The organism is Streptomyces sp. NPDC088252 (assembly GCF_044740965.1).
GTDB lineage: Bacteria > Actinomycetota > Actinomycetes > Streptomycetales > Streptomycetaceae > Streptomyces.
On sequence record NZ_JBIURS010000009.1, the window covers coordinates 22816 to 35240 of the forward strand.

Here is a 12425-nt window from a genome sequence, read left to right on the forward strand (position 1 = left end):
ACCGTACCCGACCGAGAGGACCATTGTCGACAATCGACTATTCGGTTACAGTCTGCCGAACCGCCCGCCGCACCACCAGGGGGGGCAGCCGTGCGGCGAAGCGTCACTCCCCGCCCCAGCCACCCCTCAAATCCCCCTGCCTCCGCCTCCATAGGTCCGCGCCCACCGCCCGAAGGGGCCACCGCACTTGATTGTCGACAAAGTACGATCCTGTTACGCTCCGGCCATGTCTGATCTTCCCGCGCTTCCCGCGCTCCCCTCCGCCTCCCTCGCCTCCCGCCGCGAAACCGTCGCAGACGTCCTGCGCGAGGCCATCACCTCGGGCCGTCTCCAAGCGGGCCAGAAGCTCACGGAGTCTGGAGTCGCCGAACAGCTGGGAACCAGCCGGGCGCCGGTCCGCGAGGCGCTGCGCCAGCTGGAACAGGAGGGCCTGGTGATCTCCTACCCGTACCGCGGTACGGAGGTGCTCGGCGTCTCCCAGGAGGAGATCGAGAACGTCCTCGTACCGGTCCGCATCTCCCTGGAGAAGTTCGCCTTCCGTAAGGCGATGCCCCGTCTGACCGACGCGGACTACGCCCATCTTCAGTCGCTCGTCCGCACCATGGAGGCAGCGGCCGACGCGTCCGACGCGGCGCTGCTCGCCGACGAGGACATCCGCTTCCACGAGGCGGTGGTCACCTTGTCCGGGCAGCAGCACTGCCTGCAGATCTGGCGGTCGATCCAGCCCCGCGTGCGCTCCTACTTCCGGCGCGACGCGAGCCACTACTCGGACGCGACCGTGGTCGCCGGGCAGCACCGCGAGCTCATCGACGCACTCCGCGCGGGCGACGAGCACGCACTGGACCGCACCGTCACCGCCCACATCAACACCCATTTCAGAGCCACCAAGGACCCCTCCGAATGACCAGGACTATCTTGATCACCGGCGGCGGAAGCGGCATCGGCCGCGCCACCGCGTTCGAAGCCGCACGCCGGGGCTGGGCCGTCGGCATCCTCGACCGTGACGGCGAGAGCGCCGAGCGGGCGGCGGCCGAAGCCCGGCGCATCGGCGCCCACAGAGTCTGGTCGGCCGCGTCGGATGTCACCGACGAACGGGAGCTCGTCGACGCGTTCGGTGCGGCGAGCACCGCACTGGGCCCGGTGGACGGGGTGACCGCGAGCGCCGGCATCGAGATCAACGCGCCCCTGCCGCACATGCCCCTCGACACATGGCGCCGTGTTCTCGACGTGAATCTCACCGGCACCTTCCTGACCGTACGCACAGCCGCCCAGGCTCTGCGGGGCGCCGGGAGGCCGGGCTCCATCGTGTGCGTGTCGTCCCCTTCCGCCTTCGTCGGCTTCGCGGGCGGCTCGAACAGCGCGTACGGAGCGTCCAAGGGCGGAGTCTCCGCGTTCGTGCGCGCCGCCGCCATCGACCTCGCCCCTCACGGCATCCGCGTCAACGCGATCGTCCCCGGCGCCACCGACACACCGATGCTCTACTTCGGCCTCGCCGGTGCCGAGCTCGAAGCGGAGCGCGCGCGTCTGAGAGACGCCGCGGCACGCCAGATCCCGCTCGGGCGGATGGCCGACCCCGCCGAAATCGCGCGTGCCGCTACCTGGCTGCTCTCCGACGACGCCTCGTATGTCACAGGCAGTCACCTGGTATGCGACGGCGGCCTCATGGCCAAGAGCGCGAACGACTTCTGACAAAACCCGAAACCCACCACAGAAAGGCGGACTCACATGGCAACTCAGGCGATCGGCACCACGACATGGGTAGTCGCGGACGGCTACATCCCCCCGGGCAGCACCGGACCAGCACCCGCAATGACCAGCCATGACAGCATCTGCATGCTCAACGCCGGCGGCGACCCCGCACACGTCACCATCGAGGTCTTCTACACCGATCGCGAGCCGGCCGGACCCTATGAGCTCACCGTTCCCGCACGCCGCGCACACCACCAGCGGATCAACGACCTCCGCGGCCCCGAGCCGATCCTTCCGGGGATCGACTACTGCCTCGTGATCCGAAGCGACCACCCCATCGTCGTCCAGCACACCCGTCTCGACTCGCGACAGGCGGAGAACGCCCTGATGTCCACCATCGCCTACCCCTCATCCCTGTGAGCGGCGTGGTCGACAATCCACAATCGACAAGGATCCCACCATGTCCCATTCACACCCCAGAGAGAGCGGCCGCCTGACCCGCCGCGTGGCCACGATGGCGGTGGCCGCCGCCATCGGCGGCTTCCTCTTCGGATTCGACACCGCCGTGATCAACGGCGCCGTGAACGCCCTCGAGAGCAACTTCGGGCTCGACTCCATCGGACTCGGCACCATCGTCGCCGTCACCCTGCTGGGAGCCACACTCGGCTCGTTCGGCGCCGGCTGGCTCGCCGACCGCATCGGGCGCCCGCGCACCATGGCGGTCGCCGGCGCCGTCTTCCTTGTCGCCGCGATCGGCTGCGGCCTCGCACAGGGCCTCTGGGACCTCGCGATCTGGCGCCTGCTCACCGGCTACGGGGTCGGATTCGCGACGGTGATCGGGCCGCTCTACATCTCGGAGATCGCGCCGGCGAGCGTGCGCGGCCGCCTTGCGTCCCTGCAGCAGATGGCGATCGTCCTCGGCATCTTCGCCGCTCTTCTCTCCGACAGCTCGATCGCACTCACGCTCGAGGGCGCGGATGCGCAGACGTTCCTCGGTCTCCCCGCGTGGCGGTGGATGTTCATCGCAGGCATCGTGCCGGCCCTCATCTACCTGGTTATCGCGCTCGCGGTCCCCGAGTCGCCGCGGTTCCTCGTCGCGCGCGGGCGAGCCGCCGAAGCGCGCGACGTGCTGCAAAGGCTCCAGGACATCACAGACGAAGAAGCCGCCACGCTGACCGATCGCATGGCCGCGACGCTGCGGACCGACCGCTCCGCCCGCTTCCAGGACCTCCTTGATCGACGGCACGTTCTCCTCCCCATCGTCTGGGTGGGGATCGGGCTCGCAGCCCTTCAAGCCCTCGTCGGCGTCGACGTCATCTTCTACTACTCCACGTCACTGTGGCAGTCGGTCGGTTTCGACGAGTCGGCAGCGTTCGCCCTGTCGGTACTGAGCTCCTTCGTGAACGTGATCGCGACAGTGGTCGCGATTCTTCTCATCGACAGGGTGGGCCGCCGTCGGCTGCTGCTCGCCGGATCAGCAGGCATATTCGTGAGCCTCGTCACGGTGGCGGTGGGCTTTTCCACCGCCACCATCACCGCAGACGGCGAGCCCGCACTGTCCGGAGTCTGGGGGCCGGTCACTCTCGTCGGCGCAAACGTGTTCGTCGTGGCCTTCGCAGTTTCCTGGGGTCCGGCCGTCTGGGTCCTTCTCGGCGAGATGTTCCCCAACCGCATACGCGGCGTCGCGCTGTCGGCGTGCGCCGCCGCCAACTGGCTCGCCGGTGTCCTGCTCAACTTCTCGTTCCCGAGCCTGCGCGACCTCTCTCTGGCAGGAAGCTACGCGGTCTACGCATTCATGGCCCTGCTCTCGTGGCTGCTCGTCTTCTTCTTCGTCAGCGAGACGAAGGGGCGCTCGCTGGAGGACATGCAGGAAGACGCCACGCCGGCGACCAGCCCGCTGAAGTAATACGCGCCAGCGACCTCTCTTCGCCCCGGCCGCCGGCCGAGCCCGTCGGACCGTACGCGTCTCGGACATCGCCCAACTCACCGGACTCGGCTCCTCCACCACCTCCCGCATCATGTCCACCCTCGAGCGCCTCTATCTGGCCAGATTGACCGTGCTGACACGTGGCTGCGCACCCACGGCAAGGTCTGGGGCTCCGTCACTTCCTGCCACTGCGGTGAGCAGCGCAGCACTGCGCGGTCGCCGCCCGGCCGGGCCACGGACGCCAAGCGGCGCTGTGACCTTGCTGGGGAGTTCGAGGCGCTGGTCGGTGGGCATCGCGCGTTGACCGAGGCGCCGTGGTACCCGTTCACCTTCGCCGCCTCCGGCGCCTGCGCGGTCTTTCCGGGCTGCTCCTCGGCAGCCGTTGCGGTCAGGTCGGCCCGGGCGTGGTCCTGCCCGGTCTCGCCCGCCGGGGCCCAGCACCTCACCGACCCGCGAGCGGGCGGTGAGCCACTCCCATTCCGGCTCGGCCACGGCCAACTCGGCCTGGATACGGTCGGCATCCTCCCGTAGCCCGTCCACGCGACGGCGAGCACCCAGCTCACGCTGTTCTAACAGCCCAACCACCAACGGCATCCACGACCTCCCGCACTGCTCCTTGTCTCGTATCTCGACCGCGCCCCGGGCCAGCGAGGTTTTCTCAGTGGCGCGATTCTTCCCATCCCGTTCGGCGCTGATCGTCGCGATGACAGTTCCGTCGCTGACCGGGAGCGACATGTCAACGAGCAGCGCCTCTGCCATCGGGCAGGACGTTGCGCGAGATGGTCTGTTTCAGGATGCCTTTTGGTCGGCGGGCTTCTTGATCTCGGTGGTCACCCGTGCCCCTCGGAAGAGCACCGGGAGCCACAGGAGACATGCCAGCAGGGGGACTGCGGCGTAGGTGGCCATGCCCACACTGGAGCCCATCCCGTCCATGAGCGCGCCGAGGACGAGATAGCCGGTGCCGATGAGCGCCGACTCCACGAATGCGATCATCGACAGCAGGCTCGCCCGGTGGCGCGACGACACTGCCTCGTTGAACGCGTTGTCCACGAGCACGGCGGTGATCTCGGGAATTCCTACCAGGGCCAGGAACGCGGCGATGGTGACCCAGACAAGGCCGAGGCCGCTCAGGGCGAGTGCCGCGGCGAGCGTCAGGAGAGACACCGGGACTATCATCCGATACCCGATGCGCCGGTCCGCGCGCTCCGACAGCAAGGGAGTGAGTCCGCCGACGAAGAATCCCGCCGATATGACCACGCTGACCAATGCGGTGCCCGCTCCCTGATCGGAGAGGGTCTTCTGCGTAAGAATGATGTACGGCGTCAAAGTCGCATGCATCAATCCGGACACCACGACAAGCGTCACGAGCGCCGGTGTGGCTACCCGAAGCATCGCCCGCCATGCTGTGGCGTCGCCGTGCTCCTCCTCGGCTTCCTCCTGCTCGTCCACCGCGTCCGCGCCGCGGATCTCGGGCACCCGCGACATCAGCACCACCACGGCCAGGACGAGGCACGACGCCGAACCGACGTAGACGATTCCCCAGGAAAACTGCTGCAGTTGGCCGCCGAGGACGATGGCGGCTCCCGAGGTGACCGTCCCGAGCATGGTGAACCGGGACTTGATCTTGACGTAGCTGGCCGTTGCACCACGACGCACGAGCAGGTCGTACAGCAGGGCGGTGTCCGAACCGGATACACATGCCATGCCCACGCCCTGGCCGATGAACAGCGTCAGGAACACCCAGTAGTTGGAGGATGTCACCTGACCGATCAGGCATCCAGCTATCAGCACCTGGCCGATCACAATGCTGGCACGCCTGCCGATTCGGTCGGCGATGACTCCCGTCGGCAACTCCGCAAGTCCGCTGACCAGGTAGAGCAGTGTCTGAAGGAGGGCCACTTGCCCGGCGGAGAAGCCTCGCTGCTGAAGGAAGAGGACGAATACGCCACGCTGGAACAGCGAGTTGGCGAGCACGGCGTATACGTAGAACGGGCGCGTGACACTTGGTGCTGCATTGTCGACTGCAGCCGACCCGCCAAGGGCCTCCGTGGTGCCGGTCATGCTGCGGGATCCCCTGGTGACTCCGGTGATCATTGGTGTGGGGCCTCCACCGTCGACCGGAACCTCCAGTCCATACTTCGCGCAGGACATTGAGCCGATCCTCGGGGAACCGTTGCCGGCGCCCCGGCCATCCTCGGCGGTGGCGTCACATGCTGGAAACAGTAGCGTGCATCTTCTGGAAACGGTCGCGCACATCTTGGAGCCGGCGTAGGCGTGAGTCAGGGAAATCCCAGACCTCGTCACTGAGAAATGATCTTCGCTGAGCTATGTGAACCGCTCGATCCGGGACGGGTGGGGCAGGTGGGCCCCGATCGTCGAGAGACGTGAAGCCCCTGGTAGGACGGTTCTCACCACAAGATCGTCCGCTGAACCAGCGGCTTCACGTTGGTCACCTGTGCTGCCACGCTCGATGTCCCGCGCCACATCGTGGTACACCTCTCCCGGCTGCTTGCCGCGCATCGCCGTCGTCTGGGCACCCCGCGGGGCTCGCGGGCACTGGGCACGTTCCGGCAGGCGGTCCTCGTGCTGCGCTGGTTCCGTGAGCGGGGCTGCGTGCACTGCCTGGCCAGGGACGCTGGCATCTCCCAGGCCACCAGCTATCGCTACCTGCACGAGGGGATCGGCATCCTCGCGGCCCAAGCACCCGATCTGCACGAGGTGTTGGACCGTTGCCGCGAGGAGGAGATGAGTCACGTGATCCTCGACGGCATGCTCATCGAGAGCGACCGCCTGGCCGGCACCCGGGACAACGGCAACGACCTGTGGTTCGGCCAGAAACACAAGAGCTTCGGCGGCAACGTCCAGTTCCTGTCCGCCCCGGACGGCACCCCGCTGTGGGTCTCCGATGTCGAGCCGGGCTCCACCCCGGACATCACCGCCGCCCGGCTGCACGTCCTGCCCGCGTTGTACAAGGCAGCCGCAGACGGCCTGCCCACCCTGGCCGACGAGGGATACGTCGGCGCCGGCATCGGCATCCGCGTCCCGGTCCGCCGCCCGAAGCGGAAGTCGGAACAAGCCCTCGACGCCGACACCCGCACCACGAACTGCCTGGTCAGAGACCTCCGCGCCCTCGGTGAGCGCACCGCTGCCGAACTCGAAGAACGCTGGCGCACGCTCAAGCGCGTCACCCTCAGCCCCAGCCGTATCGGCGACATAGCCCGCGCCGCCCCTGCCCTCAACCGCCACTGGAAGTGATCTTCACTGAGAAATCCTCAGTCGGCCAGGGCACACCGGATGCCGCACCGTCTGCTCGGGCCACGCCGCCCACACCGCCATCCGCAAGTACACATCGCCGCTGCCGTATTCGACCCGGCAGGTGGCAGGGCGGTTACGGCCGAGTGCGTCCACCCGGTCGGGAATGACCAGGGCCTTGCCGACGAGATTGTGTAACGAATTAGCGGTGCAGGCGCCGGCGCATTCCTTTCGTCTCAATAGGTCCGCGACGTGAGGATTCCACGCAGGGCCGTCGGCGGGCATCCGACCACGGCAGACAGAAAAGAACTCCAAAAGACTGGAACCTTCGCCGGGACCATGTCAACGTACAACGTCCCGGAAAACACCAGGTCAGATGATGCAGTTACTCCGGTGTGGTCAGGGCTGCGACTGATTCGCAACCCCGCACCACACTGGGCTGCCTTGCTGGCAAGGTCCCTATTTGGGAGGCTCGTCTGTCGGATTCCGCTATTGGATCCGCCCGCTTCGCTTCACCCGCCCTCTTTGGGCTCGGCGCAGGGGGACCTATTGATCCGAAACGCTTTGGGTTCAGGCTCGTTGACGGTGTGTGAGTGATCTGGTGGGGGATACGCGGACCTGGTCGCCGGACGCGCAGGAGGCTGTGCGGTTGCTTGCGGTGTCCGCGCTGGTGGAGGGCCGGGACCGGGTAGAGGTCGCCGCTCTGTTCAAGGTGCCGGCCAGGGCAGTGGACAACTGGTGGGCCAAGCGGCAGGCCGGTGGACGGGACGCACTGCTGTCCCGCACCCGAGGTCGTCGCGTGGGGGAACACCAGGTCCTGTCCGAGGCCGAGCAGGCCGCCGTCCGGCAGGACGTGCTCGATCACACCCCCTGACCTGGGGCTTTCCGGTCAGCTGTGGACACGCGGGCAGATAGGCGAGCTGATCTTCAAGCTGTACCGAGTCCGCTTCACCGAGCCCGGCGTGGGCAAGTCAAGCGCTGGGGCCCGACCTTCCAGCGTCCAGACAAACGGGCCCTCCAGCAGGATCCGGAAGCGGTCCGTCTCTGGCACGAGGAGACCTGGCCGGCCATCCGGGCCAGGGCGAAGGCGGAGAACGGTGAAGTCCTCTTCGCCGACCGGGTCGGCATCCGCTCGGACCAGGTCACCGGCCGCACCTGGGGTGCGCAGGGGCGGACGCCGGTCGTCCGCCGCACCGGGAACCGGTTCTCCGTAAACGCGATGTCCGCGATCAGCACCCGCGGCCGGATGCACGTCATGGTCTTCACCGAGTCGTTCGACGCGAAAGTCATGGGCCACTTCCTCGCCCGGCTCGTCGGACACTTCGACCACAAGGTCCACCTGATCGTCGACCGGCACTCGGCCCACCGCTCGAAATCCGTCCGGGCCTGGCTCGCCGACCACCAGGACGAGATCGAGCTGCACTTCCTGCCCCCGTACTCAAACGAGCTGAACCCCGACGAGCTGGTCAACGCCGACCTCGAACGCAGCCTGCCCCACACCCAGCGGGCCAGGAACCGGGCCGAACTCGCCACTGAAACCCGCAGGTTCTTCCACCGCCGACAGCGCCAGCCCCACATCGTCACCGGCTACTTCAAAGCCCCGCACGTCCGATACGTCCTCGACGAGTGAACCCAATGAGTTTCTGATCAATATGGGGTTCGTCAAGGGAATCGGGCTGCGTTCTGGTGAGGTTCGGGGCAGCATGGCGTGATGCCTGACTTGTTGTGGGATGACGTAGTGAGCTTCTTCGACCCGGATTTGATGGGGTCGCTGCCGGACGTGGTTGTTCCTGATGCCTCGGTTGAGGACTGGCAGGCGGTTTTGGACCTCGTCAGCGTGAGCGGCTGGACGTTTCAGTACTCCGAAGGCGAGACGGTGCTGCCAGTGCCTCGGGCGGAGGCAGTTCTGTCCCGCCCGGCTGACGCTGAGAGCCCGGAGCTGAGGGATCAATGAGCGGAACTGGATCGCCGTTGTCCTTGGCCTGGGGTGTGGTCTCCGGCAAGGGGAGGTCTTCGGGCCGAGTCCTGATGATATTGACTACGCACGCGGTGTCCTCCACGTTCGTCGACAGACTCAGACGATCGACGGGAAGTTGTACTACGCGCTTCCGACGTCTCGGAAGGCCCGTGTCGTCGACATGCCGCCGTCCGTGGCTGAAGAGCTGAAAAGGCATGTGAGGGATTAACCAGGCAGGCGAGTCTGTCGTCACCCTGGCCCAGCGGTTGGGGCACTCATCGCCCACGATTACGCTCGGTTACTACGTGCACTTCATGCCGGCCGGGAACCGGGGCCGGGCTGTGATCGACGGTTTCCTCGGAAAGCGGGTCGCCGGCCAAAACTCCCCAGATTCTCGCCAGGGTGATCGGAGTGATTCCCCAGGCTGTACGGCCCTGACCTCGGTCCGTGGATCTCCAGGGATATGAGCCATATAGCCTGGGGAAATGCTCACCGAAGTCACTGCCACCCGCTATGTCACACCCCTGCGGGAGGGCGGATCGCTCCCCGGGATCGTCGAGGCCGACGACCTGGGCACGTATGTCATGAAATTCACCGGTGCCGGACAGGGGCGCAAGACCCTGGTCGCGGAGGTCATCTGCGGACAGCTCGGCCGCCGGCTCGGTCTGCGCGTCCCCGATCTCGTGCAGATCCAGCTCGACCCGGTCATCGGGCTCGCCGAGCCCGACCAGGAGGTGCAGGAACTCCTGAAGGCCAGCGGCGGGCTCAACCTGGGGATGGACTTCCTGCCGGGATCGATCGGCTTCGACTCGCTCGCCTACCAGGTGGACTCCCAGGAAGCCGGACGGGTCGTCTGGTTCGACGCACTGATCAACAACGTCGACCGTTCCTGGCGCAATCCGAACATGTTGATCTGGCACGGCGACCTGTGGCTCATCGATCACGGTGCCACCATGATCTGGCATCACAACTGGCCCGGAGCCCAGGCCTCCGCCGCCAAGCCGTACAACGCCTCGGACCACGCGCTCGCCCCCTTCGCCCCCGATGTCGCGGCGGCCGCCGCCGAGCTCGCTCCGCTGGTCACGGAGGAACTGCTCACCGAGGTCACGGCCGACGTCCCCGACGAGTGGCTGGTGGACGAGCCCGGCTTCGGTTCCACGGACGAGCTGCGCCGCGCCTACGTGGCGGCGCTGCTGCCGCGCGCCGCGACCATCCACGAGCGGATCACGATGGAGGCCCCCACCGAACCCAAGCCCTCCCAGGCCCCCGGCTGGCTCACCGAGCACCTCACCCCGTGGCCGCACCCCACCAAGAAGAACGACAAGGACGGCCAGCGGTGAGTGAGCGCGATGTCTTCGAGTACGCGCTGCTGCGCGTGGTGCCGCGGGTGCAGCGCGGCGAGTTCTTCAACGCGGGCGTGGTCGTCTACTGCCGCGCGCGGGGGTTCGTCGCCGCCCGCACCCATCTCGACGAGGCCAAGTTGAAGGCGCTGGATCCGAATGCCGACGTGGTCGGTGTGCGGGCCGCCCTGCATGCGGTGGAGGGAGTCTGCCGCGGTGGTGCGGACGCGGGCCAGGCGGCCGGTGACGACGCCGGCCGCCGTTTCCGCTGGCTGATCGCTCCGCGCTCCACCGTCATTCAGCCGAGCCCCGTGCACAGCGGCCTCACGGACGACCCGGAAGCCGAGGTCACGCGGCTGTTCGAGCTGCTCGTCCGCTGATCCTCCAGCCCCGCGGCGCCGCGCCTGACCATCGAGGCGGCGGCGCCGTCGGGTGTGACATGCACCCCCGTGGCCGTGGGCCGTTGACACCGGGTGCCAGGGCTTCTAGCGTCTCGTCTGCTGAAGGTACTAAGCGGTTGCTCAGCTATCGGGAAGGTTCCGCGCACACGAAGATTGCGTGCCGGGGTGCCCCGACGTCCGCTGAGCGGCGATCCAAGGGCGAGGAGAACCAAGCATGTCCACCACCGAGCAGCGCGTCGCCATCGTGACCGGAGCGGCGCGGGGCATTGGCGCCGCCACCGCGGTACGCCTGGCGGCCGAGGGCCGTGCCGTCGCCGTACTCGACCTCGACGAGGCGGCCTGCAAGGACACCGTCGAGAAGATCACCGCCGCCGGGGGCGCCGCCCTCGCCGTCGGCTGCGATGTGTCGGACAGCGCCCAGGTGGAAGCCGCGGTCGCGCGGGTCGCCGCCGAGCTCGGGGCTCCGACGATCCTCGTCAACAACGCGGGCGTGCTCCGCGACAACCTGCTCTTCAAAATGAGCGAGTCCGACTGGGACACCGTCATGAACGTGCACCTCAAGGGCGCGTTCCTGATGGCCAAGGCCGTCCAGAAGCACATGGTGGACGCCGGGTTCGGCCGCATCGTCTCGCTCTCCTCCTCCTCGGCGCTCGGCAACCGCGGTCAGGCCAACTACTCCGCCGTCAAGGCCGGTCTGCAGGGCTTCACGAAGACCCTCGCCAAGGAGCTCGGCAAGTTCGGCATCACCGCCAACGCCGTCGCTCCCGGCTTCATCGTCACCGAGATGACCGCGCAGACCGCGGCCCGCATCGGGATGGGCTTCGAGGAGTTCCAGGCCGCTGCCGCCACGCAGATCCCGGTGCAGCGCGTCGGCCGTCCCGAGGACATCGCCAACGCCATCGCCTTCTTCACGGGCGACGCGGCGGGCTTCGTCTCCGGCCAGGTGATGTACGTCGCCGGCGGACCGCTCAACTGATCCGAAGGGAGACGCACGTCATGACTGTGCAGGACAGCGGGAAGGTCGCGCTCATCACGGGCGCGAGCCGGGGCATCGGCTACGGCGTCGCGGAGGCGCTCGTGGCCCGCGGTGACCGGGTGTGCATCACCGGACGCGGCGAGGAGGCGCTCAAGGAGGCCGTCGAGCGGCTCGGCTCCGACCGGGTCATCGGCGTGGCCGGCAAGGCCCACGACGAGGCGCACCAGGCGGCGGCCGTCGAGCGCACCATGGAGGCGTTCGGCCGGGTCGACTTCCTCGTCAACAACGCGGGGACGAATCCGGTCTTCGGTCCGATCGCGGACCTCGATCTCAATGTCGCCCGCAAGGTGTTCGAGACCAATGTGATCTCGGCGCTCGGATTCGCCCAGCAGACCTGGAAGGCCTGGCAGAGGGAGAACGGCGGGGCGATCGTCAACATCGCCTCGATCGCCGGGATCTCCGCCTCGCCGTTCGTCGGCGCGTACGGCATGAGCAAGGCCGCCATGGTCAATCTGACCCTCCAGTTGGCGCATGAGTTCGCGCCGGTCGTCCGGGTCAACGCGATCGCTCCCGCGGTGGTGAAGACGAAGTTCGCCCGGGCGCTGTACGAGGGCCGTGAGGCGGAGGCTGCCGCCGCCTATCCGCTCGGTCGACTGGGCGCTCCCGAGGACATCGGCGGCGCCGCCGCGTTCCTCACGTCGAGCCAGTCCGAATGGATCACCGGACAGACCCTGGTCGTCGACGGCGGGATCTTCCTGAATGCCGGCGTGAGCTGAGCACGGCCTGAGCGGTTTTGGCCCTGATTGACTCAAGTGCCCTGTCGGGCCTGTGGATTGACCCGACGGGGCACTGCGGTAAGGTCTGCCGACCCATGGCTGATCGA

General features: G+C 67.5%; 12 protein-coding genes and 2 pseudogenes. 13 read left to right on the forward strand and 1 reads right to left on the reverse strand.

Annotated elements, in window-relative coordinates:
* The first annotated feature begins 226 nt into the window (after positions 1 to 226).
* From ACIOHC_RS19755 to ACIOHC_RS19775, 5 genes and pseudogenes are all read left to right on the forward strand, one after another.
* Positions 227 to 904, forward strand: a complete 678-nt coding sequence (locus tag ACIOHC_RS19755) for a GntR family transcriptional regulator (protein WP_351086019.1) — start codon at positions 227 to 229, stop codon at positions 902 to 904.
* A complete protein-coding gene (locus tag ACIOHC_RS19760; protein ID WP_351086021.1) occupies positions 901 to 1689 on the forward strand; it encodes an SDR family NAD(P)-dependent oxidoreductase in 789 nt (262 codons plus the stop codon). Before ACIOHC_RS19755 ends, ACIOHC_RS19760 begins: the two co-directional genes overlap by 4 nt.
* A 36-nt stretch (positions 1690 to 1725) precedes the next feature.
* Positions 1726 to 2109, forward strand: coding sequence for a sensory rhodopsin transducer (locus ACIOHC_RS19765; RefSeq protein WP_351086023.1), 384 nt, complete (start codon positions 1726 to 1728; stop codon positions 2107 to 2109).
* 40 nt (positions 2110 to 2149) lie between these two features.
* Positions 2150 to 3595 carry a sugar porter family MFS transporter gene (locus ACIOHC_RS19770; RefSeq protein ID WP_351086024.1) on the forward strand — a complete coding sequence of 482 codons (1446 nt, stop codon included), beginning with the start codon at positions 2150 to 2152 and terminating at the stop codon, positions 3593 to 3595.
* Positions 3596 to 3644: 49 nt separating this feature from the next.
* Positions 3645 to 3920 (forward strand): annotated as a pseudogene (locus tag ACIOHC_RS19775) (helix-turn-helix domain-containing protein); the annotation flags it as partial.
* 485 nt (positions 3921 to 4405) lie between these two features.
* Here the strand turns inward: ACIOHC_RS19775 and ACIOHC_RS19780 are convergent.
* On the reverse strand, positions 4406 to 5677 hold the full coding sequence (locus ACIOHC_RS19780) for an MFS transporter (protein WP_401843329.1): 1272 nt from the start codon (positions 5675 to 5677) through the stop codon (positions 4406 to 4408).
* Between the two features lie 384 nt (positions 5678 to 6061).
* On the opposite strand from ACIOHC_RS19780, the gene ACIOHC_RS19785 reads away from it, so the two are divergent.
* The 8 genes and pseudogenes from ACIOHC_RS19785 to ACIOHC_RS19820 all read left to right on the forward strand — a co-directional run bounded on the left by ACIOHC_RS19785 (position 6062) and on the right by ACIOHC_RS19820 (position 12318).
* Positions 6062 to 6871: a transposase family protein gene (locus ACIOHC_RS19785; protein WP_401843330.1), complete on the forward strand. Its 810-nt coding sequence runs from the start codon at positions 6062 to 6064 to the stop codon at positions 6869 to 6871.
* 640 nt (positions 6872 to 7511) lie between these two features.
* Positions 7512 to 7742: a helix-turn-helix domain-containing protein gene (locus ACIOHC_RS19790; RefSeq protein WP_401843333.1), complete on the forward strand. Its 231-nt coding sequence runs from the start codon at positions 7512 to 7514 to the stop codon at positions 7740 to 7742.
* Between the two features lie 21 nt (positions 7743 to 7763).
* Positions 7764 to 8498: an IS630 family transposase gene (locus ACIOHC_RS19795; RefSeq protein ID WP_401843335.1), complete on the forward strand. Its 735-nt coding sequence runs from the start codon at positions 7764 to 7766 to the stop codon at positions 8496 to 8498.
* Positions 8499 to 8579: 81 nt separating this feature from the next.
* Positions 8580 to 8813: pseudogene (locus ACIOHC_RS19800) on the forward strand (hypothetical protein); the annotation flags it as partial.
* Positions 8814 to 9310: 497 nt separating this feature from the next.
* Entirely contained in the window at positions 9311 to 10165 is an 855-nt protein-coding gene (locus tag ACIOHC_RS19805; protein WP_365694309.1) for a HipA family kinase, read from the forward strand.
* On the forward strand, positions 10162 to 10545 hold the full coding sequence (locus ACIOHC_RS19810; RefSeq protein ID WP_351072875.1) for a DUF3037 domain-containing protein: 384 nt from the start codon (positions 10162 to 10164) through the stop codon (positions 10543 to 10545). The genes ACIOHC_RS19805 and ACIOHC_RS19810 overlap by 4 nt, the downstream gene beginning before the upstream one ends.
* Before the next feature lie 235 nt (positions 10546 to 10780).
* Entirely contained in the window at positions 10781 to 11542 is a 762-nt protein-coding gene (fabG, locus tag ACIOHC_RS19815; protein ID WP_351072873.1) for a 3-oxoacyl-ACP reductase FabG, read from the forward strand.
* Between the two features lie 20 nt (positions 11543 to 11562).
* A complete protein-coding gene (locus ACIOHC_RS19820; RefSeq protein ID WP_351072872.1) occupies positions 11563 to 12318 on the forward strand; it encodes an SDR family oxidoreductase in 756 nt (251 codons plus the stop codon).
* Positions 12319 to 12425: the final 107 nt, after the last annotated feature.